Origin of the sequence: Leucobacter sp. NPDC058333 (assembly GCF_042726155.1) — a bacterium.
Lineage (GTDB): Bacteria > Actinomycetota > Actinomycetes > Actinomycetales > Microbacteriaceae > Leucobacter.
Genome location: NZ_JBHXHV010000001.1, coordinates 1,280,084 through 1,305,853, shown reverse-complemented (window position 1 = coordinate 1,305,853; position 25,770 = coordinate 1,280,084). Strand labels below are relative to the sequence as shown.

The following is a 25,770-nucleotide window of genomic DNA, read 5'->3' as shown; positions in this document are numbered from 1 at the left end:
CACGAGCTCACAGCTGCGCGACAAATGCCTCCGCGCGTTCGGGCTGACCGGTCGCCCGCAACAGTTCGATGAGCTCGCCCGCGACTCGTGCGCGATCGCCGAGGTTCCGGGATGATCCGAAGCCCTCGAATGCTGATTCCAGCGACCAGATCGCTTCCGAGGTGGCTCCGGCGCTGCGCTGCAGCCGGCCAGCGAGCCAGAAAGCGTGCGCAGCGTCGGTGACGAACCCGAGCTGCGCGAACTCTTCGCCGGCGAGCACTGCCTCGGTCACTGCGCGGTCGGTGCCGAGCGACGCGATCTCACCCGACCGCTTCCCCGCAGCGGCGATCGAACGCGCAAGTGTGTCGCGCAGCGTCGCTCGGCGACGCTGCCAAGCACGGCGCTGGCGTTCGGCGAGTTCGTTCGCGAGCCCGTCATCAGAAAACTCCCCAATTCGATCGAGCTCTGCGGCAGTTTCTGCGACTTGCTGCCCCGAATCATCCATGCGCGATGCGATGGGCGCCCACGCTGCGAGCACCGCAGCGATCGCGCTGGGGTCACCACCGCCCGCTCGCAGCCGAGGAACGGCCTCCGCGAAGTATTGATGGGAAACCGGGTCATTACCGTCGAGCGCAGCACACTGCGCCGCCTCGGCGTACGAGAGGCCAGCTCGTTCGAGCCAACCCTCGGCCTCGAGCATCGCTGCTGCCGCAATGTACGACGCTGCCGCCGCCGAATACCGCTGTGCGGCAGCGTGACGTTCAGCTTCCGCGAAGTCGTCAGTGCCGGTAGTGGCAATTGCTAATGACGCCTTCGGAGACGCAGTACGCGACGCCGAACCAGGCGTTGACGCCACTCCGGCTCCTGATCCAACCCCGAGTTCAGGCACGTTTGCAGAGTCGCCGACTCCGAAGCGCAGCGGAGTGCTCGTCAGTGTTGCCCGCGCCGCGCGGTCAATCGCATCGGCGTAGTGGTTATTTCCGTTGCGCGGATCGAACAGCGCCGTGAGTGCCCGGCACTCCCCCAGCACCCAGGCGGAAAGGTCGGCGACGGTGCGCCACTCCGACTCGCGGAACCCAGTGTCGCGTTCTGCGAACTCCGCGTTCGCCGAAAGACCAGCGAGCACGGAGAGCAGAAAGCGCAGTCGATAGAGCGGGCTCGATCCACCACACAGCAGTGCCGCATGATCGTTGCGCAACATGCGCAGCGCCCACTCGAGATCGCCGCCACGAGCGAGCGTTTCGAATCCTTTGCCGCGAGCCGGACCGAAGTCGGTCGCGGCCCCGTCGTCACTTGCGAACGCTCCCGCGAGCGACGACCGGGAGAGTTCGGTGTCGCCAGTCATGAGCGCTGCATAAGCGAGCGCGTAGCGCGTTCGCGTGGGTTCGAGGTTGCAATCGAAGCGCTGCGTGAGACCGAGTGCGACCGCCTCGTCGTACCGCCCGGACTCAACGAAGAAATCGACTTGCTGCCCGATGATGCAGGCCGTGCAGTCCTCAAATTCGTCTCGCGCGCCCGTAGTCCAAGTCATTCGTGCGGCTTCAGCGCCCGGGTCGCCGACGTGCCAGGCCCACCGAAAACGACTCATACGCACAGACGACAGTCCGTGGCCAGCGAGCTCAAAGCGACGTTCCATATCGCGCAGAAATGCCTCAGCCTGCGCGTGGGTGATCTGCGGAAACTCGGCTACGTCGCCCGCGATCCATTTAAACTCCCAGAACAAATTCCGCTGATCGTCGGCATCGAACAGTTCGGGCGACCTGTCCCACAGCCTCAGCAGTCGAGCGAACACTACAAACGATTTTGCCCCTTCGTCCGCAAACGTATATGCCTCGACGAGTTCGAGGAGCGCCGTTGCCAGATGCTCGGCCGGGCCCTCTGCCTCGACGCGGCGAGCGATCGCTTCGGTTGCTGCAATCCGGGCGGTGCCGTAGGGCAGGCTCCGCAACGTCATCAGTTCTCGTTCGACCGTCATGCTGGCTCCTGAGCATTTGGGGGAACCGCGCTCTGGGTCGACGACCCCGCCAGTGACGCGTCGAGCAGTACACCGAGTGCATCGGAAAGTGCAGCGGACTCCGAGGAGCGCAGCCCATCGCCAGCGAGCATTACCGCCGAAAGATAGAGCGAACGCAGCCCGGCCGCAAAGACCGCACCGCCGGGGGCCCCGAGTAGTCGTCGAGCCACGGTTGAGTCGTCGTTCAACACGAGCGTGCGAGACCGTTCGGGAGCGCTCCGAGCGACATCGTCGTCGGCAAATGAGTCGAGCAGCCCGCCCCAGAGATCTGGGCTCTCTCGCCGCTCACGATCACGCTCGCGGCGGTGCTCGCCTTCCGTATCGCGAAGCAGAATCGCTGGCACCGTTGCGGGCGCGAAAGAGCGCACTATGACATTGCAGTCATCGGAAGCCAGGATCGCCCGCGCCCGCGCGACCGCAGCGCCGAGCGCGAGTTCACGCTCTGCGCTGGGGAGCCCAAGCACCTGCACGAGATCTGCGCTTTCGAGTTCGCGCGTGCGCCAGCCATCGCGCCGACCGAGACTGTTCAAAATATCTGAATCGTAGACATAGCCCGCGTTCACGACGACGAGATGCTGCGCGCGCGCCACGGCGGCGACGCGACGATACGCCTCAGGAGTAGAGGTATACACAATCTCACCGCTTCGACCCGCCTCCGCCAGAGTCATCGGTCCATCGCTGGTCTCGAACGGGAGCACCTCAGCGACGAGGCCCAGCATCTGAGGGTCGGTCACTGCAAGCGCGCGTAGCGCAAGATGGTGCGTCTCAATGCAGCGGCGCATGACCAAACTCGGCGTACGAAGCGCGTTGAGCGCCCACCGCTTGAGCTGATCACCGAGCGCCTCGCGCACGCCCATCAGCACTTCATCGTCGTGCACCTGTTCGCGTGAGGCCGTCGGCGACAGCGTGTCGGTATCAATGACTGCGCGCACAAAGAACGCCCACTCGGGCAACACGCGGTCCACGCGCGGGCCCAGCAGCATTCGTTTCAGATACACGCGCTGCTGACCCGAGCCAGGGGCGACCGCCTGCGGCAGGATGAACGCGACCCCGGTCACCCCGGCGAGCGGCACCTCGAGGTCGATGTGTCCCAGGGGTGTAAATCCGAACGTGCGCTCGCAGTACGCGGCGAGCGCACGCTCGCGCTCGCCGGCGGACGCGTGGGCCGCCTGCCAGGGCAGCTCGGGTTCCGTGATCCGACGCCAGGCGTGTGCCCCGCCGGGCACCGGCACTTCAACCGCGACGTCATACGGGAGGAGCGATCCGAATTCTGCGGCGAGCGCGAGCACGGTGTCGACTTCAAGCCAGTGCGCAGCGTCTGACCGCGCACTGATCCTCACCGTCGTGCCGAGCCCGACTGGCTCCTGATATTCCGCGACCTCGAACGTGCCGTCCGCGCTGCCGAGCCACCGGGTCGCCACGGAATCGGGAGCGAGCGAGCGCGAGATCACTTCGATGTCATCGGCGACCATGAACGCAGCGAGCATCCCGATACCGAACTGGCCAATGAAGGCGTCTCGCCCGAGCCCGAGCGCCGGATCGCGCTTCGACGAGCGACCAATGGTTGCAAGCAGCTCAGCGGCTTCTTCTCCGGTCAAGCCGATCCCGGTGTCCGATATCTCGAGAGTCGCACGGCCGTCGGCGTCTGCGCCGCATCGGATCCTGATCTGCGCGGGTGCCCCCGAATCAAGCTCACGTCGCGCCGTGACGGCGTCGACGGCGTTTTGCATCAGCTCGCGCAGGTACACCTGCGGGCCCGAATAGAGATGCCGGGAAAGCAGGTCGACCATTCCCGCGAGGTCGACCTGAAACCGTTGCGTCACGACGAGACTCAGTCTTCGGGCTTGAACTTGGCCCAGGCTTCGGGGAAGGTCTCGTTGACGTGCTCAAAAAAAGCCATGCTGGTGTTGATGGTGCACACCAGGTGCTGTGAAAGCTGTGCGTCCGTCAGACCTGCCTCATAATCGACATTGTGCTCGGTGTTCACTCGCACCGCACCCTCTTCGTCGCGTCCGACGTAGGTCTTCGGCCACAGTTTCTCGGCATTCCATGTGTTGCACAGTTCGAGCGCGCGCGCATAGTCGGCTTCTTCGAGCCGCCCGCGCCAGTACCCGCGCACACAGAGCAACTCCTGCTCGTTGCCGTTCACGAAAAAGAAGAACGAACCGTACTCCCATCCGCCGCCGATATCACCATCGCCGTCGACGGTGTACGACCACCCCGCGGCCTCAAGCGCCGCTTTGACACGATCTTTGGAGAGCGGTGCAAGGCCACCCGCTGCTCCTGTGTTCGAGGAAGCATCCTGAGTGAAGAATCCCATGCGGGGGTACCCTTTCGGTCAACGTGTCAGAGGTACGGTCATGGTCAGCGCCCGGAATCCACACTGATAGAACCGATGCCAACATGCTCCCACACTGTCCGTTCGCTCGCGGAAGAACCGTGCGTGACACGCCGCTGCTAGCATCAGATGCGATCCTCGAACTCTGGAGCTGCAATCGTGACCACCACTCGAACCCGGCGTACCGCTCAGGGCGCAGCGGTGCGCTCAGCCCTCGAATCAATGGCCGGATTCATCTCGGCACAGGAGCTGCATCGCCGCCTCGCGAACGACGGTTCCAAGATCGGCATCGCGACGGTCTACCGCCAACTCAATACGCTCGTTGAGAATCAAGAGGCCGATGCGATTGCCACGCCCGACGGGCAGTTGTACCGAGCCTGCGAGAATCCGCAGACCCACCACCATCACATGGTCTGCACCAGCTGTGGCACCACGATCGAAATCGAGCCACCCGATGAGGCGTGGTTCACTTCGGTGGCCCACACCCATGACTTTGAGATCCACTCGCACACGCTTGAGGTGTTCGGCGTCTGTGCGGCCTGCCGCGCTGCGCAGGCTGCCTAACCTATCCGCGCGACACGCACGCGTCACGCCTCTCGCATCCCCGATCCTCATATACTGAGAACGATTATCGGGTGCCGACCGCGCACGTACGTAGAGTCGGAGTGGAGGGTGCATGTCGGTGGTGACCACGCGCCCCCGCGCGCGTGCCCGTCCGTTCGCGGCAGCGGCGCTTGCAGCGGTCGTCTTCATCGCCGCGGTGGGGATTCGCGCCGGCACCGATCTCATCGGACCGGCGATCGCACTCCCGTCAGCCCTCGCTGATTTCGTCGCGCTCTCGCTGAGCGTATTTATCGAGTCACTCCCGTTCGTCTTTCTCGGCATTCTGCTCTCGACGGTCGTGCAGGTGTGGGTTCCGCGCACCGTGATTGACCGAGTACTCCCGCGCAATCCCGCGCTGCGTCGCGCGGTGCTCTCAGTGACGGGCGTGCTGCTGCCCGTGTGCGAGTGCGGCAATGTGCCGCTCGCGCGCGGGCTGATGCTGCGCGGTTTCACGGTGTCTGAGGCCGCGACATTTTTGTTGGCCGCCCCGGTACTGAATCCGGTCACCATCATCACGACATATCACGCGTTCGGGTGGAGCGACGGCATCCTCGTCAGCCGAATCATCGGTGGCTTCGTGATCGCAAACCTCGCCGGGTGGTTACTCAGTCGCTCAGCTGACCAGTCAGCCTTGCTCACCCCCGGTTTCCGCGAGCACTGCGCGCACTCCGGTCACGAGGCGCGGGGCGACCGGCTGCGTCGCAGCGCAGTCGGCTTCGCCGAGGAGACGAGCGCCCTCATGCCCGCGCTCATCATCGGGTCGGCCCTGGCTGGCGCAATCCAGGTCGGCGCCCCGCGCCAGATGCTGGTCGCGCTCGGCACGCACCCGCTGTACTCGGTACTCGCGCTCATGCTGCTCGCCTTCGTCATCGCCATCTGTTCCAGCGTCGACGCGTTTTTCATCCTTTCGCTCAGCGCAACCTTTCTCCCGGGCAGCATCGTCGCGTTCTTGCTGTTCGGAGCAATGATGGACGTTAAGATGCTGGCGCTGCTGCGCACCACCTTCACGGTACGCGCGCTCGCCCTGCTCACGGCGCTCGTCGCGCTCTGCTGTCTCGTGATCGGCTGGGGGCTCAACCTTGTGGCGTGAGCGCTTCGACCGGTACTGGCGCGGTCTCGTGCTCAGCGGACTCGGCATCGCTGGCGTGGCCTGGCTCGCCGCGACCGGACGACTGGGCTGGTATGTGCACCCCCGGTATTCCTGGTTCACGGTGACGCTCTGCGGGATCGCCGCGGTCGCGCTGATTACGGCCGTGCCGGCGCTGCGCACGCTGCCCACCGCCGACGAGGATCATGCCCCGCACTCCGACCCACGAGGTCACCCCCGCCGAACGCTCTGGAGCATCGGCAGCGTCACCCTCGTCGCAGCGGCCGCTGCAGCGCTGCTCGTCGTGCCGCCGACTACGCTGTCGACAGCGGCAGCGCAGCAGCGCCAGGTCAATTCCGGAGCAGTGTCTGGCGGGGCTGCCGGCGGGGCTGCCGGCGGGGTCTCGACTCAGACGGATGCTGATCTCGATGCACGCGACTGGGCGATGGTGCTGCGCCAGGGAGGCGGGTCGGCAGCCGAGGGTCGCACCGCGAGTTTCATCGGATTCGTGCTGCCGGGCGACTCGAACAGTCGCGAACGCGCGGTTTCGGTCGCCGACAAGACCAATACGGGAGCTTCGGATGTGTTTTTTGCGGCGCGATTCGTCGTCTCGTGCTGCGCGGTCGACGCTCAGCCACTGGGCGTGCCCGTGCTTTCACCGGGCTGGCAGGAGACACACCCGGAGGGTGCCTGGGTCGAGGTAACCGGAGTGTTCGTGGCGAACCCGGACGTCACGAGCGCGCATCCGGTCGTACTTCGTCCATACGAAATCACCGCGATCGACGAGCCACGGGACCCGTATGTCTACTGAGCCTCAACCGGCGAACGCCGCTCCCCCGCGCCTTCGTCGCACCCGTCGCAGCCGGCGTCTTCGTGCCCCGCAGATCGCGCTGTTTGTCGTGCTCGGCATCTTGGCCGCGTGCCTCGCGGGAGCCAATCTCTCCCAGCCACCGCGGGTCAAGGCGGTTGAAGCAAATGGCGAGTTGCTCGTGGCGCGCACCGACCAGCGCGTGCAAATACGCCTAAGTCAGCCGGTGTCGACGATCGCCTCCGGTGCTGTGACCGTCACCCCGAAGACACCCGTGGAGGTCACGTCCGATGGCGGCACGGTCACGGTGCGCTTTCTCAGCATGCTCAATACGGGAACTGAGTACCGCATTGACGCACGCGTGCGGGGCACGGCGACCGGCGCGGTCGGCAGTATTTCTGCGACGTTCGCCACCCCTGATACGGCGACGTATACGCTTCTGCGTTCAGAGGCGGGCGATCGCATCCTTGAGCATCACCTGCAGAATGCGACCGCAACGCGCACGGCGTTTGAAGCGGCACGCATTCAGGAGTACGCAAGCACACCGAGCGGGCTCGCGGTGATTACCCGCGACGAGACGGGGCGTGCAGAACTCGCGATCCGTGGCCGCCAGACTGGGGCCGCAGCCAGCTCCCCAGCCCCGGATGACTCAGCTGAGCCGTTTCGGATCATGACGGCAGACCAGCTCGGCCAGTTGCGCAGCGAAGCCGCTAGTGGCGTGGTGGGCGTGGTCGCATCAGGTACCGGCGATGATCGCACGTTGTATGACCGCGCGCTCCTCATTATCGACCCAGCCACCGCGATCGTCTTGACTGTGGCTGACGAAGCAGGTGCGGCAGTTCGTGTACGCGACTGGCGGTTCGTTCCCGGCACGACGTCGCTCATCTACCAAAGCCCAAGCGGTCGACTCATGGGTTGGGAGGCTGCTCCCGAGCCCCGCAGTTTCGACCCCGGCCTCTCAGGCGAACTACTCGGGTTTCTGCCGGGCACCACAACGCTTGCAGTATCGACGACGACGGGGGTGTCACTCGTCGATATGTCCGGTGTTGTCTCGGGAACGCTCGACGGCCCGCCGCCACAAGCACCGCTTGAAGCCGATCTCAGCGCCCCGACACTGTCGCCCTCGATTCCTGCTGCTCACGCCACCCCCGCGGCACTCGCACTATCGGCCGACAGTACACTCAACCGTCTGTCGAATGGTCCCCGAGAGACCCCGGAGGCACCGGCAACTATCGACCTCCGTTCGACCGGCTCGCCACTGCACAATGGCTCACTGGTCACGGGTGGCAATGTCACCGTCTCCGAGCACGGCGGCGAAAGTGGCGCAGAGCGCACGATATTCGCCCCCGCATCCCCGAACACTCGAACCGGGCGAGTGTGCCTCTCGCCGAATGCTGAGTTTGCTGCGATCGAGACCGTGTCGCGCGAGGGGGCCCCAGACGGCCGCCCCGTTACACCGGGGTTCTCGCACACAACGACGACCTACGTACGTGTTGCGACGGGTGACACCGTGCGCTCCGTTCTCGGCGGGCTCAGTGACTGGTGCGCCTGACGCCTGCGCGTGCGATTAGCCCTGGCGGCCCTTGAACCGCGGATTTTTCTTATTAATGACGAACACGCGGCCGCGCCGCCGTACGACCTGAGCTCCCGGCTGCGCCTTCAGCGACTTCAGTGATGCACGAACCTTCATGCGAGGCCCCTTTCGGTTAATGATAAGGATTATCACTATAATCGAAATGTGACGCGCCCGCGTTACCGCGAGAGGAATGCATGGAGTCGGTGGAAGTCACTGTAATTATGGGAGCGTGCGCGCCCGAGCGCAGAGGGTTCGCCGAGCGGCGAGCCGCTGCAACGCAGGCGATGCTGCTGTCGGCCGCGCGGCTCGCGGCGAGCCCGGACCCGCTTCGCGAGGCGATAGCGCTCGTACCGTGGTCACGGTCGACGGGCGGCGTCGTGGTCGAATTCCCCGCAGACACCCGGGCGACCGAGGTCATCGGCGCGTTCGCCGCTGAGTCCGAGCGGATGTCCCTGGCCCGAATCGTCTGCGTGGTCGACGCCGCACACTTTTTCTCGGATCTTCTACGCGACGACTACATCGCCGCGCGAGGTGGCCCGCCACTTATGGCTCGAGCTGAGCTGCTCGTCACACAGATGGAGTACGCCTCCCAGATCGTCTGGGTGAATTGGGAGGCCTTGTCGACGGCAGACCTGTCGGCGCTCATGGCACTCGCGAACCATATCGCCCCAAGCGCCCGCCTGCGGTTGCAGCAGCCCGGCCCCGAGCCCGAGGTCGAGGCCACACCTTTTCCGAGCCACCAAGACCGCGCCGGCTGGATCAAGCTCCTGAACGGCGAATACGACACCTACATGACCGACACTCGGGTCTCCGCGTTCCGATACACCCACGAGCGCCCGCTGCAACCTGGGCGACTCCACGAAGTGCTTGATGACCGCATCGAACCGGGTGAATTCGGCACGCTCGTGCGCTCTGCGGGATTCTGCCGGCTCGCCACTCGGCCTCAGGCGGTCGCGAGCTGGGACCACGTCGGGCGCGTGATCTCATTCGAGCCGGTCGGCGGCGATCCGTTGACCGGAGGCGCAGAGCTGCTGGCAATCGGTCAAGATCTCGCACTCATCGGGCTCGATCTCGACCGCGACGCGATCAGCGCGGCGCTCGATGACGCCGCGCTGACCGATGCCGAATTTGCCGCGGGACCAGAGACCTGGCTGACTTTCCCCGACCCGTTCCCCGAGTGGCTCACCGCAGACGAGTCGCTCGATTAACGGCCAGCCCGAACGCTACTCCCGGTCTCTGGGCTTGCGGAGAATCGCCCAGGCGGCCGCGGCAATTGCGAGCACCGCAAATCCGCCGACACCCACGCCAATCCAGAGCCCGCTCACCGGGCTTCGGGTCTCATCAGCTCGGGTTTCTTCCTGAGCCGATCCGGCCGAATCCGGTGCAGCGGCGCCCCCAGCCCCGGCTGCGTCACCACAGAGCGGTGTTTCTGACCCAGCTGATCCTGCCGAGCCAGCCGAGCCATCGGTCGGCGAATATGTGAACGAGTAGTTCTCGGCAATGGGGTGACCGTCAGATGACACGACTCGCCACTGCACCTCGTATTCACCGGCCTCGCCGAGCGCAATCGGAGCGGTCACCACGGGGCCGGCAAGGGTCGGGCACCCTGTTTCGTAAAACCTTCCGTCTGGACCGACGACCCGCACGAGGTTGCTTCCCTCGAGCCCCAGCGGCGCGTTATTGAACTGCAGCGTAACCTCGTCAAGTGACTCCACCGTCGCGGAGGCGAGCGGATCAGCGCTGACGAGTTGGTCGTGTGCAAAGGCCGCCGATGACACCAGTGGCAGCGCAACGAGCGCCACGAGGGCGCCCGCTGCCGCGAGCCGCGTGCGACGCGCGAGGGTCACGCCGAGGCCTTGCGTGAGCGCGAGAGCGCCAGCGCACCGAGGAGGGCTCCGCCCGCTGCAATGACGAGTGCCGCGATGCTGAGGCCGAGCGTGATGCCGCCCTGGTCAGTCGCCGCTGTGCCCGCCTCAGCGCTCGCCGCGGCGGTCTTCGCGTCATCGGTCGCCGCGTGGTGGTCCCCAGCGGGCGGGGCGTCGTTCACCCACAGCACGGGGGCCGGCTCGAGCGTGTCGTCTTTCTCGACCTGCTCGGGCGTCGCCGCCCACTCAACAACCGTGCCATCACTGTAGGTCTGGGTCACCGGGATGACAATGTGCCCGGTGTCGGCGACGGGGCCGACCGAGAGCGTGAACATCTCGACCTGTCCGGGCGCGATGCCATCGCCCTCCGCGGTGAATGTCACCTCGGTCGGCGCCTCGCTGACAGTATTTCCGAGTACATCCACGGGCTTTGGTAGCTTCTCGTTTGCGACCTCGGCCGACCAGCCCGTGACCGGCTGATACGACACGTGCGTGAATGGCGTGTCCTCGGGGAGGTGGAACTCAAGCTTCGTGGTGTTTGCCGTGTCCGATTCGGTGGGTGCGCGGAACGTAATGTACGACCAACCTCCGGATTCGGCCTGATCCGGCGAAATGGTGACGTGGGCCGAGGCCGCGAGCGGAGCGGCGAGAACGAGCGCTGCGCCGGCGCCGACGCCCGCGATGGCGCCGATGAACTTCTGGGTACGGGTGTGCTGCTGCATGAAAGGGTCTCCGATTGACTGCGTGCGGGCGTGTCGCCCGCCAAGAACAGGGATAAGAACGGGGATGAGTTCAGGCAGCAAGCGGTGGCCCGCGACGACGTATCTCTGCGAGACACGCGAGACTGGCACCGGTGAAGTGCCAGATAGCGAGTGGTGCACGGCGCGCACCCGCGAACGCGGGGAGCCATGCGAACAGCTCGGCCACGCGGCGCAACCGGCCGAGGCCCAGGATCGCGACGAGTGCGCGCTCCCCCGCACCGACCGCGAGTACGGTGATGACCGCTGCGAGCACGTGCGCGAACCACATCGCCGCGCTGGTGTGCCCGGCGTGGGAAGCAACGCCCGCGGCCGAACCTGCTTCGCTCGCCCCGCTGAGCAAGTCTTGGGTCGCAGCGCCGTGAGCGTGCGTAACTGACCCGACGCTGAAGGCTCCACCACCGAGCCCCATTTGGAGAAGCCCGTGAAAGGCGAACTGGCTGATCCCAATTGCACAGGCGAGTCTCACCCACGACAGTGTGCGCCCCGCGAGTGCAATACACACCGGCACCGCGCAGACGAGCGCGAGCAGCACACCGAGCACCGGCGCCGGCTCAGCGTTTGCGATGGAGTGCGAGAATGCCGCTACGAACGTCGCAATCGCGGCCGCGGCAACACCGCGTCCGGTCCGATCTGCTCGCGTCGACAACACGCTGCAATGCTATCGCGGGAGTTCGTGAGCGGCGCGGGGAGCCGCTCCAGTCTTGCCGCGCGGCACCGAGCCGCGCCGTAGACTGGGCGCCACTGGGGGCCGAATGGCGCCTGCGATGTGCGTGCAGAAGGGGGCCGGGCGGGTGCAGTCACCGTCGAATATGCTTCGCGATCCGGCGCCCGCTTTGCCTGATTCACCGCGCGATCGCCAGCCGTTTTCGTCCGCCCGCAAGTTTCTCAGTCGAGTCGCGGGACCGCGGTTCGTCGACGGGCCGATCCGCGCAATTGCGCTCGTACTGTGCCTCTCAGGATTGATGCCGGGTGCCGCCGAGACGCACGAACCCGGCTACCTCACAATGCTCTATCTCGCGAGCGCACTGATCGTAGTGAGCGCGGTGAGGCCGCGGATCGGCGCGCTCCTCGCCGCTTGCGGCTTCGTGGCTTTTCTCGCGTTGTACCCTGACTATCTGAATCCGTTTCAGGAACCGATCGAGTTCGCGGCCGCGGTGCTGCTCTCCGCCTGGCGCTGGCCCTGGTCGCTCGGGGTCACGGCAGGGCTCGTAGCGTTGACCGAAATCTCGCAGGTGGTGCAACCCGAACTCGCGACTCCGTTTGCCCAGCTCGCATTCTCATGGGTACTGGGATCGGTACTTGCCGTGTCAGCGGCGCTCGCGGAGTCAGCGATCCAACGGGAATTGGCGCGCCGAGAGACCGCCGCCCGCGAGCACGAACGCACGGTGCAGCAACTGCGCATCGGCTTCGCCGTCGACACGCACGACACGGTTTCGCACAGTCTTGCCACCCAGGCGGCCATGATTCGGATCATCTCTGCTGAACGAACGCCTGAGGCTGCTCAGCGAAGGCTCGGCGAGCTCGCGCTCGCAAACGGAGCATCACAGGAGCAATTGCGTGTGCTGCTCGGCCGCCTCACGAGGCCAACGGCAGAGAGCGGTGCTCGAATGATGTCGGCCGCAGAACTCAGCGTCGATATCGAAACGATGATTGCCGCGGCCGAGTCGGGCGGATACCCGATCACGCTTCAATTTGACGGCTCAATTGCCGCGATGCCCGCGCCGCGTGGTGAACATGTGCGCAGCATCGCCCGGGAATTGATCACAAACATGGTCAAGCACGCCGCAAAACCAGTGGGCTGCAGCTTGCGAGTGGTCAGGGAGACAGAGAACGGAATCGACGCACTCGTGCTGTCGTCGACAAACGCGGCGACAGCGAAGTTCGCGGACGCGCCCCACAGCCTCGTCACACGAGCCGAGGCGCTCGGGGGCTCGTGTGTGGTGCAGTACGCGGCAGCACAGGTTGAGGTCACTATCCGGCTCCCTGAACCTCGGTTGTAGCACTGGCTAGCACTGCCGACACCGAAATTCACCCCTCACATGAGGGATGGCAGAACGGCGGATCGCGGCTGACATGGATGAGTGAAACTCATTTCGATACTCATTGTCGGCGCTGCACTGGCGGGGGCTTCGCAAACTGCGCCACCCCTTCAACACACTCTCACGAGCGAACACACAAAGTCAGCGCAGGTCGATGCTCCCATGAATCGCGCCGCCGACTGCAAGACTTGGCGTATGACGAACAAGGCGGCGTACAGAAAGTACTGCCTGTGAACACGGCACCGACGGTCGCGCCCTCATCCGAAGCCGCCCCGGCGACCGCACTCATCAGCGTGCTCATCGCCGACGACGATCCTTGGACCACACAGGCGCTCGCTCTCGCCCTCTCTTCTGACGCTGAACTCTCCGTACGAAAGCCAGTGCACAGCGGCGACGCAGCCATCGACGCCTACCGAAACGCCCCCGCCGATGTCGTACTGATGGACCTCAACATGCCACCCGGAATGAGCGGCGTCGAGGCAACCAAACTCATACTGCGCGAGCACCCGAACGCACGCGTCATGATTCTGACAACGGTGTCACCGGGACCAGGAATCGCACGCGCGCTCGAGGCTGGCGCGCTCGCCGCCGTGCAGAAAACCGCCTCCGAACGCACGCTCCGTGACGCGATCAAAGTCGCGGCACGCGGCGACGACCCCGTGCTGTTGAAGCGCCTCGCCGCAGATATATCGGTCAGCGGCGACCGGCTACCGGAGTCTCCCGCGGTGCCGCCGCAACTCACCGAAGCCGAACTCGGCGTGCTGCGCCTCATTTGCGAGGGCCTGAGCTACGACGAGATCGCTGAGGCACGCAACATTTCCGTCTGGACGGCGCGCACCTACGCAAAGTCGCTGCGCACGAAGCTCTACGCAAACAGCCTGGGTCAGCTCGTCGTGCGGGCACTGCAGTACCGGTTCATCAGCGCCTAGCGGCAGGTCGCGAGGCTCGATGAGTCCTCGCGTCACGAAAATGCAGAAGACGAGGATCACGGCATCCCTCATACGAGGGATGCCGTCAGTGGTGCGCCCGATGTTGACTGAGAGTGCACCGGGGGGCGTCAGGGTGCGCTTGGCGCCTCCGGTGCGCCAACACGGAACGTTGCGCGATTCGCAGCGAATACCTGAACGTTGTGCACGCTCAAGAAGGAGCACCGTGATCACCCGTCAGCGCAGCGCTGGGCTCGGCATCGCCATTGGTGGCGCGTTGACGCTCGCATTTCTCTCAGCCACATTTGTGCTCGGTCACACCGTCAAGTCGACGACGGGTGATGCGTTTCGGTCACCCTGGTTTGCGGTGCTCTACTGGAGCGTACCGGCAGCCGCGCTACTGTGCTGCGTTGCGCTGAGCTGCGTCCTCACCCGCAATATTGGACGAGCGGCCGGAGCGTCCGCAATGTGCACATGGCTCGTCGTTGCAAGCTGCTGGGGCGCCGTCGCTGCGACATTTGCGAGTGGCACCGCGGCGGCGCTGCTGTGCGTTGCCTGCATTGCGGTCGGGCTCGTCGCCGGAGTACTCGCCGTCGCACTTGCGCTCGCTGCAGCCTTTCTGCCCGGCGCTCGCAGCCGATACACGACGAGCCCCCGCCGCACCGGAATGTAGCCGGGACGACGGGGGCTCGCACTCAGCAGCGCAGGCTGCCCATCAGCGCTTAGCGGTTGGCTGCGTGCCACTCGGTGGCAGCGGCCTGCTCGGCAGCAATCTGCTGCTTGTGGTCGGCGCGCAGCTTCGCGTGCGTCGCGTTCTTACGCAGCAAGAGGTAGCCAATGCCGACCACTACGAACCAGACCGGCGTCGCGATGAGCCCAGCACGCGTGTCGGGGTCCTGCGTAAACGCCCACAGGAGGAATACGAAGAAGGCCATGACCACGTAGGGCATCACCTTGCCTAGCGGCATTTTGAACGCGCTCGACGCGTGGTCCTGTGGTCGGCGCTTCCGGTACACGAGATAACTGATCAGGATCAGCGTCCACACGAACATGAAGCAGAGCGACGAAATCGTCGTCACGATCGAGAAGCCCGTCGACTTATCGAGCCCCGTAAGCAGCAGCGCCAGCGAGCTGAGCAGCAGCACACCGGTCAGGAAGAGCGCGTTGCGCGGCACCCTGGCTTTCGTGAGCTTCGCAAACATTCGCGGCGCGTCCCCGCTCGTCGCGAGCGTGTACACCATGCGCGATGTCGAGTAGATGCCCGAGTTTGCCGATGATGCAGCCGACGTCAGCACCACGAGGTTCACGAGGTGAGCTGCAGCCCCGATGCCCGCGAGCGAGAAGAGCATCACGAACGGCGATTCATCTTTACCGAACGCGACCCACGGCACCACGGACATCAGGATGACGAGCGCGCCGACATAGAAGAGCAGGATACGCACGGGAATGGCGTTAATCGCCTTCGGCAGGTTGCGCTCAGGGTTCTTCGTTTCTGCAGCCGCAGTGCCGACGAGTTCGACGCCGACGAATGCGAAGACTGCGATCTGGAATCCCATGATGAAGCCCATGGCGCCGCCGCCGAAGAACCCACCACCGACCGAGAACAGGTTCATCAGCGAGGCAGTGCCCTCGATCGAATCTCCAGTCTTCAAGTTGGTGTACTCGTTCGTGAAGCCCGTCGCAATGAGCACGATGCCCGCGACGATGAGCGCAACGATGGCGACAATCTTGACCATCGCGAACCAGAACTCAGTTTCACCGAAACCGCGAACGGATGGCAGGTTGAGCAGCATCAGCAGCACGATGACCGCGACCGCCGGGATCCACGTTGGGAAGACGGGCAGCCAGTACTTGACGTACACCGAGGCGATTACGATGACGTCTGCTACGCCCGTTACTACCCAGCAGAACCAGTAGGTCCAACCAACAAAGAATGCCGCGGCCGGCCCGAGGATGTCCCCGGCGAAGTCCGCGAAGTTCCGGTAGTGCGTGCGACTCAACAGGAGTTCACCCATCGCACGCATGACGAAGTAGAGCATGAAGCCGATGATCATGTACACGAGCACGACCGATGGGCCGGCGACTGAAATAGTCTTGCCCGAACCCATGAAGAGGCCGGTACCGATCGCTCCGCCGATCGCGATCAGTTGAATATGCCGATTCGACAGCGCTCTTTCCAGGCCTGGGCCCTCAGTTTGCTGAACGTCAGTCTGGGTCATGTGATCCAAGATCCTTCCTCCACCCGCAGCGTTGCGGTGGCACTGGTTACCCGTCGCTATCAGGCTAGCGTGAAAACCGGGTGACCACGCACAATGGCACACCTCAGAAAGGCAACGGCAAACCGCCACCCAAACGAGTGAATCCACAGTGCATGATCTGAACGTATCGGTGGAGCCGCGGGGAATTGAACCCCGGTCCACTTCGACGATTCCGTGCCTTCTACGAGCGTAGTTCGTGAAAACGTTCTACTCGGCCCCGCTCTTTGCCACGAACACCTAGTGCGACAGGCCCAGCCTCAGTGCAAGTCCCAGCACGCCCAGAGGCGCAACGTGCCAGCAAGCTTCCTAAATGACGCCAGAAAAACGGGGCGGAAGCTTACCCGATCTGACGGACTCGGTCTCGTGCTTAGGCAGCGAGAGCGAAGTCGGTGCGCTTAACGTTGGCACCTATGGTTTGCGAAGGGCGTTAACGAGATAACTCCGCGTCCTCGGCCCGCTTCTCACGGTCTCAATATCGACGTGTCGAAACCGATCGGCCCCGTATTTGCGCCGAAACTGCGGCGCGGTCGGGACGTTCACATCATGCACTGTGGAGTTATCAACCCCGGCGAGACGCCGGCACTTCCGGCGTACAGCCGGAACTTCTACAGTAGCAGGGGCAACCCGGCAGTGCCAGTGCGGGTCAGGCCACTGAATCCGCCCGCAGCGTACGCGCGTCAACGCCGAGGGACCAACCCGCGACATCCGCGACGAAGTGCCGAAACGCGGGGTGTTCAAAGGGTTCCGCGTTGTTCGCGAAGACGCCGATCGCGTCGACCGCCATGTAGATTCGGGTGCACGCGCCCACCGGATCCTGCGTCAAAAAATCGCCGCAATCCACGCCTGCTTCGACGAGCGCCACCATGCGCTCGCGGTCGAGAGCTTCTTGCTCGTCGATAGCGACCGCGAGACCGGGCATGAACCGTGCCAGGTGACGTGCGTTCAGCCACAGCCGACACAGCTCGACCGCTTCGGCGCTCTCAGCTCGCTGCACGAACCCCGCCATCTGCCTCAGGGGCGGCTCGGGGTCGCCGAAGAGCCAATCGCGCTCGCCCGTCACGGCGAGCACGAACGCATCGATGACGAGATCTTCCACTGCCGGGTAGTAGTGTCCGATCAGACCTGGCCGAACACCAAGCGGATCGGCGACTGCACGCAGGGTGACCCGCTCAAGCCCCGAGTGCAGGGCGATGCGGGCCGCCTCCGCAAGGATCTCAGCGCGACGCTCCCCCGGCGGTTTTCGCACCCGAGCTGGCGTCCCAGCTGCCGTCCCAGCTGCGTCCACGAGAGCTAATCCCCCATGCGGTTGCGCTGGCGCATTGCGCGCTCAGCCTCACGCTTGTCTTGCTGCTCGCGAAGCGTCTGTCGCTTGTCGTACTCGCGTTTACCGCGAGCGAGTGCAACCTCGACCTTGGCGCGGCCATCCAAGAAGTACAGCCGCAGCGGCACGATGGTCATGCCGCCCTCGCGGGTCTTCTGGTACAGCTTGTCAATCTCTTGCCGATGCAGCAGCAGCTTCCGCTTGCGACGCGGTGCGTGATTCGTCCATGAACCGTTGAGGTACTCGGGAATGTAGGCGGCGTCGAGCCAGGCCTCACCGTTCTCGATGAAGACGTAGCCGTCGACGAGCGATGCGCGGCCCATGCGCAGCGATTTCACTTCGCTGCCCGTGAGCACCATTCCAGCCTCGTAGGTGTCGAAGATCTGGTACTCGTGCCGAGCCTTCTTATTCGAGGCGATCAGCTTTTCGCCGCTCTCCTTGGGCATGGCACGTCCTTTCTTTCGCCTGGCCGGACCTCCCAGCATAGCGCGCCGCGCGACCCCGCAGCGCCCCGCGAGGGGGCGAGCGAGCATCGCGCGGCGAGCTTAGCTCAGCGCTAGACGCGCAAGTACCGCGTGATTGCGATCTTCGCCGCGATCGCCGACAGCACTACGCCAACCAGGATCAGTATTGGAGGCACAATCAGCGATTGCTCCACCGTGATGTAACTCGTAAAGGGCACTTCGCTCGCGAGGAAGCCCTGCACGAAGAACTTCACAATGGCGACCGACGCCGCGCTCGCGAGCACCGCGCCGATAAGCGCCGCGATGATCCCCTCCAAGATGAATGGCGTTTGAATAAATCTGTTTGAGGCGCCAACGAGTCTCATGATGCCGATTTCTCGTCGCCTCGAGTACGCCGACAATCGAATCGTCGTCGAGATCAGCAGCATAGCCGCGATCAGCATCAGACCAGCGATGGCGATGGCTGTGTAGCTCGCCGCCCCGAGGAACAGGAAGATTCGATCAAGCAGACTTCGTTGATCAGATACGCTCTGCACGCCCGGGATCCCAGCGAACGTCTCTTGAATAATGTCGGAGCGCGACGGGTCCTTGAGCTTGATCCAGAACGTCTGGTTGAGCTGCTCCGGTTTCGTGATCTCCACGATCGGGTTGCCCTCGAACTGCTTCGAGAATTCCTTGTACGCCTGATCGTGATCGACGAAGAACGAATCCTCGATATACGGCGCCAGCGTGTCAGATTCGAGCGCGGCCTTCACTGCCGCGATTTCCTCTTCGCCAGCATCCTTGCCCGAGCACGTCGCGCTCTGGTCGTAATCCGTGCACAGGTACACCGCGACCTGAGCGCGGTCATACCAGAACGTCTTCATCTGCTGGATCTGCAGCTGCATCAAAATCGCTGCGCCCACAAACGTGAGCGACACGAACGTGACGAGCACGACCGAAATCACGACGGAGAGGTTGCGTCGGAATCCGCTCCAGACTTCTCCGAGTACCAGACCCACCCTCATCGCACTGGCCCCACATCTGTCTGATCGTCGTCTTTGCGCTTCAACCCGAGGTGCTCGGCGAGATTGCCGGTCTCCGACATCTGCACGGCGTCGAGCGGCTTGCCCGGTTCCAGGAAGCTCGGGATGCTGCGGCCGAGCGGGCCGTCAGCGTGCACGGTCTCGTCGATCTCATCGTCCGGCTCTTCGATGCCGAACGGGTGCGGCTCCTCGAAGACAGAAGCTTCCTTCGGGCTCTCGTGTACCTCGACGTGCTCTTCAGGCAGTTCAGGATCAGCGGGCGTTACCTCCGACACATGATCTACCTGGACCGCTGGCCGCGAAACGTCTCCCAGCATTTCGGGCGCGAGAGCGGCACGCACGACGGCCTCGGAGGTGCGCAGCACCTGCACACTCGCGTCCGACAGATCGGCAATGGGGATCGATGCGGTTTCGCCGTAGCCGCCGCCGACCTCGTCGCGCACGATGACGCCCTGCGAGAGCTCGACCACGCGCTGTTGCATGATGTCGACGAAGGTCGCCTCGTGCGTCGCCATAACTACGGTGGTTCCCGCTGCGTTGATCGAACGCAGCAGTTGCATAATGCCGAGGCTCGTCGCGGGGTCGAGGTTACCTGTTGGCTCGTCGGCCATCAGAATGGCCGGCTTATTCACAATGGCGCGCGCGATTGCGACGCGCTGTTGTTCGCCACCCGAGAGCTCGTGGGGGAAGCGCTTCGCCTTATTGGCGAGGCCGACCATCTCGAGCGTGTCTGGCACCGCTTCTTGAATGAAGCCGCGCGACTTACCGATGACCTGCAGCGTGAACGCAACATTGTCGTAGACGGTCTTGTTGGTGAGGAGGCGGAAGTCCTGAAACACCGTGCCGAGGTTGCGGCGGAAGTACGGGACCTTGCGCGAGGAGATCTTGCTGAGGTCCTGCCCCAGCACGTGAATCTTCCCGGCACTCGGCTGATCCTCGCGGAGGATCAACCGCAAGCAGCTGGATTTTCCAGAACCGGAGGCGCCGACGATAAACACGAACTCGCCGCGGTCGACCTTGAGGTCGATACCGTCGAGCGCGGGTTTTGCGGTGCCCCGGTATTTCTTGGTGACGTTCTCGAAGAGGATCATGACGTGACGACTGTACGCCTTGCCGCCGGGGCGGGGGTTCAGGCGCGCTGGTGTACGCCCGCTTCGGGTGAACTCCCAGTCACCCCGGTTGGTTCAGTCGTTCTTCGTGAGTGAGCGCCAGCGGATACCGGCGGCGATGAAGCCGTCGAGATCGCCGTTGAACACGGCCTCTGGCTGCGAAGCCTCGTACCCCGTTCGGAGATCCTTCACGAGCTGCTGACCGTAGAGGAAGTACGAGCGAATCTGGTCGCCCCAGCTCGCGGTGATGCTTCCCGCGAGTTCCTTTTTCTTTGCTGCTTCCTGCTCTCGCTGCAGCAACAGCAGGCGGGTCTGCAACACGCGCATCGCGGCGGCGCGATTCTGAATCTGCGATTTTTCGTTCTGCATTGAAACGACGATGCCGGAGGGAATATGCGTAATGCGCACCGCCGAGTCGGTGGTGTTCACCGACTGACCGCCGGGGCCCGACGAACGGTAGACGTCGACGCGGATGTCTGTCTCTGGCACCTCGACCGCGGTCGCCTCTTCCAGAAGTGGAATCACCTCAACGCCGGCGAAGCTGGTCTGTCGTTTGTCTGCCGATCCGAACGGGCTGATGCGCGCGAGTCGGTGCGTGCCGGCCTCCACGGAGATATTGCCGAAGGCGTAGGGGGCGTCGATCTCGAACGTCGCCGACTTGATTCCGGCGCCCTCTGCGTACGAGGTGTCAAGCACCTTGGTGGGGTAGTCGTGCTGTTCGGCCCAGCGCAGGTACATGCGCAGGAGCATCTCAGCGAAGTCGGTGGCGTCGTCGCCGCCCGCGCCGGAGCGGATCGTGACCACCGCAGCGCGTTCGTCATACTCACCCGACAGCATCGTTTGCACCTCGAGATCTTGAATGACCTTTTCGAGTGCAGCAAGCTCGGCGGCCGCCTCCGCAGCGGAATCCTCGTCTTCGGCTTCAACCGCGAGCTCGATGAGCACCTCGAGATCATCGAGGCGCTGCTCGACCCCGCGCACGCGCTTCACACGCGCCTGACGGTGGGAGAGCCCGCTCGTGACTTTCTGCGCGGCCTCGGGATCATTCCACAGGTCAGGCGCCGCGGCCTGTTCCTCGAGCTCGACGATCTCGCGATCGAGCCTGGGCAGATCCAGCACCGCCGCGATGTCGGCGTAGGTCGAGCGGAGGGCGCGAATACGGGCGCTGAAGTCAAGGTCGAGCATGGTGGTCAAGCTTACTCGCCGGATCGCGCCGGCGGATGCGGGAGCCGATGCCCGTCAGATCACTGCCCGGGCAAACGTGCTCGCGCCGGTCGCCTCTCCCCCGCTGCGCCATGCTTCCCCGAGACGTGCCACCCCCTCCGAGATCGTCGCTTCCGATGCCGAGAACGGCAGCCGCACAAACCGTTCGAACGTCCCCGGGCTACCAAACCGCGGGCCGGGCGGCAGCTGTAATCCATGGGCGGCCGCGACGCGGCTGAGTCGCGAGCTCGCACGTGCGCCGATGTCCGCCCACACGCACACCCCGCCGATAGCATCTGACAGCGTCCACTCCGGCAGCTCCGCAGCCACCCGACTCACGAGCAAGCGGTGGCGGGCCGTGAGTTCGCGAGTGCGCTCAGCGAGAATGCTGTCGTACTGTTCGAGTGCGAGCAGCGCCAGCACCTGCTGCCAGGTGCCGGTGCCGAGATCGCCCACTCGGCGCGCTGCCTCGAGTCGAGTGATGAGGTCGGGGGCGGCGCGAATCCAGCCGACACGAAGCCCGCCCCACACGGTCTTGCCCATTGATCCGATGGTCAAGATCGCGTCTTGGTGATGCTCGTGCTCGGCGAAGGCGGCAAACGGTGTGGTGCTACGTGGCTCCCCGAGCGCAAGTTCGGCGGTGGTTTCGTCAGCGATGAGGTGCGCACCCTGTCCAGCGAGCACGGTGATGAGGCTCGACTTCAGACCATCGGGCATGCTGAGCCCGGTCGGGTTGTGATGATCCGGAATCAGATACGCGAGCTTCGGCGACGTCCGCTCCGCAATCTCGAGCGTGCTCGCGGCGTCGTAGCCTCCGTCGTCGCCAGCCCCGACCGGCAGCTCAGCAACGAGAGCGCCGGTCGCGGCGAGCGCTTCCCGGGCGTGCGGGTAGCTGGGCGATTCGATGAGGCTGCGATCACCGCGTCGCAGCAGCGTGCGCGCGATGAGGAAGATCGCGTGCTGAGCGCCGAGGGTCACCATGATTTGCTCGGGAGAAGTCGGCAGGCCACGTGCGGTGTAGCGCTCGGCGAGCGCCGCCCGCAGGTCAGGAAGTCCGAGGGTGTCGTAGCCGGTCAGCTGAAACACATCTGGGCGTTCACTCATCGCCCGCGCGTTCAGCTCAGGCAGGCCACTCCACGGTTGCGGGCAGGCGCTCGCAAAATCGATACCGCCATTGACTTCGGCCCAGGCCATGTCACGAGTCGCGGTCGCGCCGCGCACGACGGTGCCCGAACCGCGCCGAGACACCACCACGCCCGTCTCTCGCAATCGGTGATACGCGGCCGCGACCGTGGTTCTGCTCACACCGAGCGCTTCCGAGAGCGGACGCTCTGCGGGGAGCGTCGTGCCGGGTACCACGCGGCCGTCGCGAACGAGCAGCGCCACACTCTCGGCGAGTTCGAGATATCCGTGTCCGTCGCCGCGCCAGCTCCCCAGGAGCTCGGTCAAGCGACGCGCGCTCAGTCGTTGCGCGGTCCACATGTCGTTCATGGGGCCACCTTAGGCGAATTGGACACTTGAGGACAAGGCCAATCTCAGGTGGACTGATGCAATGACTCGACGACTCGCCCAACTCATCCCGGGCCTACTGCTCTACGGCATTGCGGATGCCTTCATGATTCGCGCCGCTGTCGGTGTCGACCCCTGGACCGTGTTTGCCCAGGGCCTCTCTGCGCAGACCGGAGTCGGAATCGGCGCGCTGACGATCATTGTGGGGGCGCTCGTTCTGCTGCTCTGGTTGCCGCTGCGGCAAAAGCCCGGCATCGGAACCCTCCTCAACATTTTGCTCGTGGGGCCTGGCATCGAGCTGGGGCTGTGGTTGCTTCCCACGCCCGAGGCGCTGTGGCTGCGCATCGTGTTCTTCGCGATCGGGCTGGTACTGCTCGCAGTCGCGAGCGGCATCTATATCGGCGCCCACCTGGGACCCGGGCCACGCGACGGGCTGATGACCGGTATTCACCTGCGCTTTGGAACGCCGATTTGGATCGGGCGCACCGCCGTTGAAGTGACCGTGCTGTTGATCGGGTGGTGGCTGGGTGGAAACGTCGGCGTTGGCACGGTTGCCTTCGCCGTGCTGATCGGGCCGCTCTGCTCGATCACGCTTCCGCTCTTCGCCGGCCGGGCGATCCGGAGCCCTCGCACCGTAACCACGACACAGCCCGCCTCCCCCGCCGATGAGCAGATGCACTCGGCGTAAGGCGGCGGGCTGTCGTCGAAGCGGAGCGCCCGGAAAAATTACCGCTCGGTGAACTCCGGTTCTTCGTCGCTGATCTTATTGAAGCCCGTGACCGGCTGGCTCTCATCGAACGAAGCCACCTTCTTGCGGAAGCCCTTCGTGAGGAACAGCAGGTAGACAAATCCGAGCGCGGTCCAAATGAGCCCACCGAGCAGCGCGTGGCCGTCGAGGTTCACCCAGAGCAGACCGGTCAGCGCCGTACCAATGATCGGCATCACGATGTAGTTGAAGATGTCCTTCGGCGTGCGGCGACGACCCTTGCGAATCGCGAACCAGGCGATCACCGAGAGGTTCACGAAGGTAAACGCGATCAGCGCGCCGTAGTTGATGTACGCCGCGATCATCTCGAGCGTGAAGGCGATGGCAAGCAGCGAGATCGCACCCGTCAGCACGATGTTAAACGTCGGGGTGTGGGTCTTCGGGTTGATGTAGCCAAAGAACTTCTTCGGCAGCACGTTGTTGCGCCCCATCACGAGCAGCATGCGCGACACCGAGGCGTGCGAAGCGAGGCCCGACGCGAGGGTCGCCGCGAAACCAGCTGCCGTCAGCACGGCCGAGAGCACCTTGCCGCCGACGAGTTCACCGATGATCGGGAGCGTGCTGTCTTCGACGTACTGCATGTCGCCACCCGGCGCGAATTCGTTCCAGTCGGGGAACCGCTGCTGGGTAAAGAAGCCTGCGATCAAGAAGATCGCGCCACCGATGATCACGGTGAAGAGAATCGCCTTGGGCATGATTTTCGGCGTCTTCGCCTCCTCCGCGTACATCGTGACCGCGTCGAAACCGATGAACGAGAAGCAGACGATCGTTGCGCCAGCGAGCACCGCGCCGAATTCCACGCCGTTGTGGAAGAAAGGCTTGACCGAAACAACGCCACCGTTGCCCGCACCACCCGCGAGCTGCACGATGACCATGACCACGAACACGGCCATGACGACGATCGAGAAGATCAGCAGCAGCATGTTGATGTTCGAGGTGCCTCGCATCGTGAGGTAAATGATTCCCGTGACGAAGATCACATAGACGATCACCCAGACAGCGCCGGGGATGCTCGGGAAGAAAGCCTCGAGGTAGCTGCGAAGAATGAGGCAGTTCACCATCGGCAGCAGCATGTAGTCGATGAGCGCCGTCCAACCCACCATGAAACCGACGTTGGGGTGCATGGATTCGCGGGCGTAGGTGTAGGCCGAACCTGCGCTCGGGATCGCACCAGCGATTTTGCCGTAGCTGATCGCCGTGAAGATCATCACAATCAGAGCGACCGTGTACGCGAGGGGAACAACGTTGTTCGTGTCTCGCGCGACGAGGCCGAAAGTATCGAATACGACAGTTGGGGTCATATAGCCGAGGCCCAGGCCGACAATGGCCCACAGACCGAGGCTTCGCTTCAGTCGAGCTCCGCTTGCCGATGCCGGTGCTGTCAAAGCACTCATGTTCTCTCCTTCAAGAACGTAGCTGCGTCGCACGACCGGAATCTGCTCGGCAGCCTCACTGAGGCGATAAGGGAATCGCCAAGGCATCATCTTGCACCCGAGTCCGTCCCCGCGCAAGCGGAGACAGGCCCCGCGGGCCCAAAACGGGCCCTCAGCCGTCGTTTTCGGGTCCTCTGAACGCGGAGATAGTCTGAATTTGGTCGGTCTTTCTTCGGATTCCTTTGCATTTTCAGGTTTCGACTGCAAGAATCAGAAGCGTGAGCAGCAAACGCAGTACGCCGGCGCTCGATTCCACGTCGAAAGCGATCATCGAGCAACTTCAGCGCGATGGACGTCGTTCGTACGCGGAGATCGGAAAGGCGGTCGGCCTCAGTGAGGCCGCCGTGCGCCAGCGTGTGCAAAAGCTCACGGATGCCGGGGTCATGCAGATTGTTGCTGTGACAGACCCAATGAGCCTGGGCTTTACCCGCCAGGCCATGCTCGGCGTCCGCGTTTCCGGCGACACCCGGGTCGTCGCCGATCGCCTCGCCGAAATGTCAGAGATCAGCTACGTCGTGCTGAGCGCGGGCTCCTTTGACATCCTCGCCGAGGTCGTCTGCGAGGACGACGACGGATTGATCGAATTACTCAACGAACGAATCCGCAAGATCGAAGGCGTTGCGTCGACCGAATCGTTCGTTTACCTCCAACTCACCAAACAGAAATACGACTGGGGAACACGATAA

The 25,770-nt window shown here is 64.2% G+C and carries 25 protein-coding genes and 1 other RNA gene; 10 read left to right on the top strand and 16 right to left on the bottom strand.

Annotation, left to right across the window (positions count from 1 at the left end):
• Positions 1–7 precede the first annotated feature (7 nt).
• From ACFWHR_RS06145 to ACFWHR_RS06135, 3 genes are read right to left on the bottom strand one after another with little or no spacing between them, the layout of a single operon-like run.
• Positions 8–1,954: a hypothetical protein gene (locus ACFWHR_RS06145; protein ID WP_382447383.1), complete on the bottom strand. Its 1,947-nt coding sequence runs from the start codon at positions 1,952–1,954 to the stop codon at positions 8–10.
• Positions 1,951–3,816: an HSP90 family protein gene (locus tag ACFWHR_RS06140; RefSeq protein WP_382447382.1), complete on the bottom strand. Its 1,866-nt coding sequence runs from the start codon at positions 3,814–3,816 to the stop codon at positions 1,951–1,953. Before ACFWHR_RS06140 ends, ACFWHR_RS06145 begins: the two co-directional genes overlap by 4 nt.
• 8 nt (positions 3,817–3,824) lie before the next feature.
• Positions 3,825–4,313 carry a YbjN domain-containing protein gene (locus tag ACFWHR_RS06135; RefSeq protein ID WP_382447381.1) on the bottom strand — a complete coding sequence of 163 codons (489 nt, stop codon included), beginning with the start codon at positions 4,311–4,313 and terminating at the stop codon, positions 3,825–3,827.
• A 177-nt stretch (positions 4,314–4,490) separates the two neighbouring features.
• Here ACFWHR_RS06135 and ACFWHR_RS06130 point away from each other — a divergent pair, with 177 nt between their 5' ends.
• The 4 genes from ACFWHR_RS06130 (at position 4,491) to ACFWHR_RS06115 (ending at position 8,381) form a co-directional block, all read left to right on the top strand.
• A complete protein-coding gene (locus ACFWHR_RS06130; protein ID WP_382447380.1) occupies positions 4,491–4,895 on the top strand; it encodes a transcriptional repressor in 405 nt (134 codons plus the stop codon).
• Between the two features lie 112 nt (positions 4,896–5,007).
• Positions 5,008–6,024 (top strand): permease, encoded by a 1,017-nt coding sequence (locus tag ACFWHR_RS06125; RefSeq protein ID WP_382447379.1) that lies wholly within the window; start codon positions 5,008–5,010, stop codon positions 6,022–6,024.
• Positions 6,014–6,832, top strand: a complete 819-nt coding sequence (locus tag ACFWHR_RS06120) for a TIGR03943 family putative permease subunit (RefSeq protein WP_382447378.1) — start codon at positions 6,014–6,016, stop codon at positions 6,830–6,832. The genes ACFWHR_RS06125 and ACFWHR_RS06120 overlap by 11 nt, the downstream gene beginning before the upstream one ends.
• Positions 6,822–8,381, top strand: coding sequence for a hypothetical protein (locus ACFWHR_RS06115; protein WP_382447377.1), 1,560 nt, complete (start codon positions 6,822–6,824; stop codon positions 8,379–8,381). Before ACFWHR_RS06120 ends, ACFWHR_RS06115 begins: the two co-directional genes overlap by 11 nt.
• A 15-nt stretch (positions 8,382–8,396) precedes the next feature.
• On the opposite strand, the gene ykgO is transcribed toward ACFWHR_RS06115, so the two are convergent.
• Entirely contained in the window at positions 8,397–8,519 is a 123-nt protein-coding gene (gene ykgO / locus ACFWHR_RS06110) for a type B 50S ribosomal protein L36 (protein ID WP_382447376.1), read from the bottom strand.
• 80 nt (positions 8,520–8,599) lie between these two features.
• Here ykgO and ACFWHR_RS06105 point away from each other — a divergent pair, with 80 nt between their 5' ends.
• Positions 8,600–9,613 carry a GTP-binding protein gene (locus tag ACFWHR_RS06105; protein WP_382447375.1) on the top strand — a complete coding sequence of 338 codons (1,014 nt, stop codon included), beginning with the start codon at positions 8,600–8,602 and terminating at the stop codon, positions 9,611–9,613.
• Positions 9,614–9,628: 15 nt separating this feature from the next.
• Here the strand turns inward: ACFWHR_RS06105 and ACFWHR_RS06100 are convergent, their stop codons facing one another.
• From ACFWHR_RS06100 to ACFWHR_RS06090, 3 genes are all read right to left on the bottom strand, one after another.
• Complete coding sequence (locus ACFWHR_RS06100; RefSeq protein ID WP_382447374.1) at positions 9,629–10,252, bottom strand: copper resistance protein CopC; 624 nt, start codon at positions 10,250–10,252, stop codon at positions 9,629–9,631.
• Positions 10,249–10,992 (bottom strand): YcnI family protein, encoded by a 744-nt coding sequence (locus ACFWHR_RS06095; protein ID WP_382447373.1) that lies wholly within the window; start codon positions 10,990–10,992, stop codon positions 10,249–10,251. Before ACFWHR_RS06095 ends, ACFWHR_RS06100 begins: the two co-directional genes overlap by 4 nt.
• Before the next feature lie 70 nt (positions 10,993–11,062).
• Positions 11,063–11,680 carry a hypothetical protein gene (locus ACFWHR_RS06090; protein WP_382447372.1) on the bottom strand — a complete coding sequence of 206 codons (618 nt, stop codon included), beginning with the start codon at positions 11,678–11,680 and terminating at the stop codon, positions 11,063–11,065.
• A gap of 115 nt (positions 11,681–11,795) precedes the next feature.
• Here ACFWHR_RS06090 and ACFWHR_RS06085 point away from each other — a divergent pair, with 115 nt between their 5' ends.
• From ACFWHR_RS06085 to ACFWHR_RS06075, 3 genes are all read left to right on the top strand, one after another.
• Positions 11,796–13,031, top strand: coding sequence for a sensor histidine kinase (locus ACFWHR_RS06085; RefSeq protein WP_382447371.1), 1,236 nt, complete (start codon positions 11,796–11,798; stop codon positions 13,029–13,031).
• A gap of 269 nt (positions 13,032–13,300) precedes the next feature.
• Positions 13,301–13,999 carry a response regulator gene (locus ACFWHR_RS06080; RefSeq protein ID WP_382447370.1) on the top strand — a complete coding sequence of 233 codons (699 nt, stop codon included), beginning with the start codon at positions 13,301–13,303 and terminating at the stop codon, positions 13,997–13,999.
• A 223-nt stretch (positions 14,000–14,222) separates the two neighbouring features.
• A complete protein-coding gene (locus ACFWHR_RS06075; RefSeq protein WP_382447369.1) occupies positions 14,223–14,669 on the top strand; it encodes a hypothetical protein in 447 nt (148 codons plus the stop codon).
• A 49-nt stretch (positions 14,670–14,718) separates the two neighbouring features.
• On the opposite strand, the gene ACFWHR_RS06070 is transcribed toward ACFWHR_RS06075, so the two are convergent.
• From ACFWHR_RS06070 to ACFWHR_RS06035, 8 genes are all read right to left on the bottom strand, one after another.
• Positions 14,719–16,215 carry an amino acid permease gene (locus ACFWHR_RS06070; protein WP_382447368.1) on the bottom strand — a complete coding sequence of 499 codons (1,497 nt, stop codon included), beginning with the start codon at positions 16,213–16,215 and terminating at the stop codon, positions 14,719–14,721.
• Positions 16,216–16,382: 167 nt separating this feature from the next.
• Positions 16,383–16,755: a transfer-messenger RNA gene (ssrA, locus tag ACFWHR_RS06065) on the bottom strand.
• A gap of 142 nt (positions 16,756–16,897) precedes the next feature.
• Entirely contained in the window at positions 16,898–17,539 is a 642-nt protein-coding gene (locus ACFWHR_RS06060; RefSeq protein ID WP_382447367.1) for a TetR/AcrR family transcriptional regulator, read from the bottom strand.
• 5 nt (positions 17,540–17,544) lie between these two features.
• The gene (gene smpB, locus ACFWHR_RS06055; RefSeq protein WP_382447366.1) at positions 17,545–18,021 is read right to left on the bottom strand and encodes an SsrA-binding protein SmpB; all 477 of its coding nucleotides are present in this window, start codon (positions 18,019–18,021) and stop codon (positions 17,545–17,547) included.
• A gap of 110 nt (positions 18,022–18,131) precedes the next feature.
• Positions 18,132–19,046 carry a permease-like cell division protein FtsX gene (gene ftsX / locus ACFWHR_RS06050; protein ID WP_382447365.1) on the bottom strand — a complete coding sequence of 305 codons (915 nt, stop codon included), beginning with the start codon at positions 19,044–19,046 and terminating at the stop codon, positions 18,132–18,134.
• Positions 19,043–20,155, bottom strand: coding sequence for a cell division ATP-binding protein FtsE (ftsE, locus tag ACFWHR_RS06045; protein WP_382447364.1), 1,113 nt, complete (start codon positions 20,153–20,155; stop codon positions 19,043–19,045). Before ftsE ends, ftsX begins: the two co-directional genes overlap by 4 nt.
• Before the next feature lie 93 nt (positions 20,156–20,248).
• The gene (prfB, locus tag ACFWHR_RS06040; protein ID WP_382447363.1) at positions 20,249–21,358 is read right to left on the bottom strand and encodes a peptide chain release factor 2; all 1,110 of its coding nucleotides are present in this window, start codon (positions 21,356–21,358) and stop codon (positions 20,249–20,251) included.
• A 54-nt stretch (positions 21,359–21,412) separates the two neighbouring features.
• Positions 21,413–22,867: a PLP-dependent aminotransferase family protein gene (locus ACFWHR_RS06035; RefSeq protein ID WP_382447362.1), complete on the bottom strand. Its 1,455-nt coding sequence runs from the start codon at positions 22,865–22,867 to the stop codon at positions 21,413–21,415.
• 61 nt (positions 22,868–22,928) lie between these two features.
• Between ACFWHR_RS06035 and ACFWHR_RS06030 the strand changes: the two genes are divergently transcribed.
• Positions 22,929–23,573, top strand: a complete 645-nt coding sequence (locus ACFWHR_RS06030; RefSeq protein WP_382447361.1) for a YitT family protein — start codon at positions 22,929–22,931, stop codon at positions 23,571–23,573.
• Between the two features lie 38 nt (positions 23,574–23,611).
• Here the strand turns inward: ACFWHR_RS06030 and ACFWHR_RS06025 are convergent, their stop codons facing one another.
• A complete protein-coding gene (locus tag ACFWHR_RS06025) occupies positions 23,612–25,045 on the bottom strand; it encodes an APC family permease (protein WP_382447360.1) in 1,434 nt (477 codons plus the stop codon).
• A gap of 257 nt (positions 25,046–25,302) precedes the next feature.
• Here ACFWHR_RS06025 and ACFWHR_RS06020 point away from each other — a divergent pair, with 257 nt between their 5' ends.
• Entirely contained in the window at positions 25,303–25,770 is a 468-nt protein-coding gene (locus ACFWHR_RS06020; RefSeq protein WP_382447359.1) for an Lrp/AsnC family transcriptional regulator, read from the top strand.

Excerpts from the sequence above, each read along its gene's own strand:
- ACFWHR_RS06145 (WP_382447383.1), bottom strand. The coding sequence starts at position 1,954 with ATGACGGTCGAACGAGAACTGATGACGTTGCGGAGCCTGCCCTACGGC.
- ftsE (WP_382447364.1), bottom strand. The coding sequence starts at position 20,155 with ATGATCCTCTTCGAGAACGTCACCAAGAAATACCGGGGCACCGCAAAA.
- ACFWHR_RS06085 (WP_382447371.1), top strand. The coding sequence starts at position 11,796 with ATGTGCGTGCAGAAGGGGGCCGGGCGGGTGCAGTCACCGTCGAATATG.
- ACFWHR_RS06030 (WP_382447361.1), top strand. The coding sequence starts at position 22,929 with ATGACTCGACGACTCGCCCAACTCATCCCGGGCCTACTGCTCTACGGC.
- ACFWHR_RS06070 (WP_382447368.1), bottom strand. The coding sequence starts at position 16,215 with ATGACCCAGACTGACGTTCAGCAAACTGAGGGCCCAGGCCTGGAAAGA.
- ACFWHR_RS06135 (WP_382447381.1), bottom strand. The coding sequence starts at position 4,313 with ATGGGATTCTTCACTCAGGATGCTTCCTCGAACACAGGAGCAGCGGGT.
- ftsX (WP_382447365.1), bottom strand. The coding sequence starts at position 19,046 with ATGAGGGTGGGTCTGGTACTCGGAGAAGTCTGGAGCGGATTCCGACGC.
- ykgO (WP_382447376.1), bottom strand. The coding sequence starts at position 8,519 with ATGAAGGTTCGTGCATCACTGAAGTCGCTGAAGGCGCAGCCGGGAGCT.
- smpB (WP_382447366.1), bottom strand. The coding sequence starts at position 18,021 with ATGCCCAAGGAGAGCGGCGAAAAGCTGATCGCCTCGAATAAGAAGGCT.
- ACFWHR_RS06095 (WP_382447373.1), bottom strand. The coding sequence starts at position 10,992 with ATGCAGCAGCACACCCGTACCCAGAAGTTCATCGGCGCCATCGCGGGC.
- ACFWHR_RS06035 (WP_382447362.1), bottom strand. The coding sequence starts at position 22,867 with ATGAACGACATGTGGACCGCGCAACGACTGAGCGCGCGTCGCTTGACC.
- ACFWHR_RS06105 (WP_382447375.1), top strand. The coding sequence starts at position 8,600 with ATGGAGTCGGTGGAAGTCACTGTAATTATGGGAGCGTGCGCGCCCGAG.
- ACFWHR_RS06125 (WP_382447379.1), top strand. The coding sequence starts at position 5,008 with ATGTCGGTGGTGACCACGCGCCCCCGCGCGCGTGCCCGTCCGTTCGCG.
- ACFWHR_RS06115 (WP_382447377.1), top strand. The coding sequence starts at position 6,822 with ATGTCTACTGAGCCTCAACCGGCGAACGCCGCTCCCCCGCGCCTTCGT.
- prfB (WP_382447363.1), bottom strand. The coding sequence starts at position 21,358 with ATGCTCGACCTTGACTTCAGCGCCCGTATTCGCGCCCTCCGCTCGACC.
- ACFWHR_RS06025 (WP_382447360.1), bottom strand. The coding sequence starts at position 25,045 with ATGAGTGCTTTGACAGCACCGGCATCGGCAAGCGGAGCTCGACTGAAG.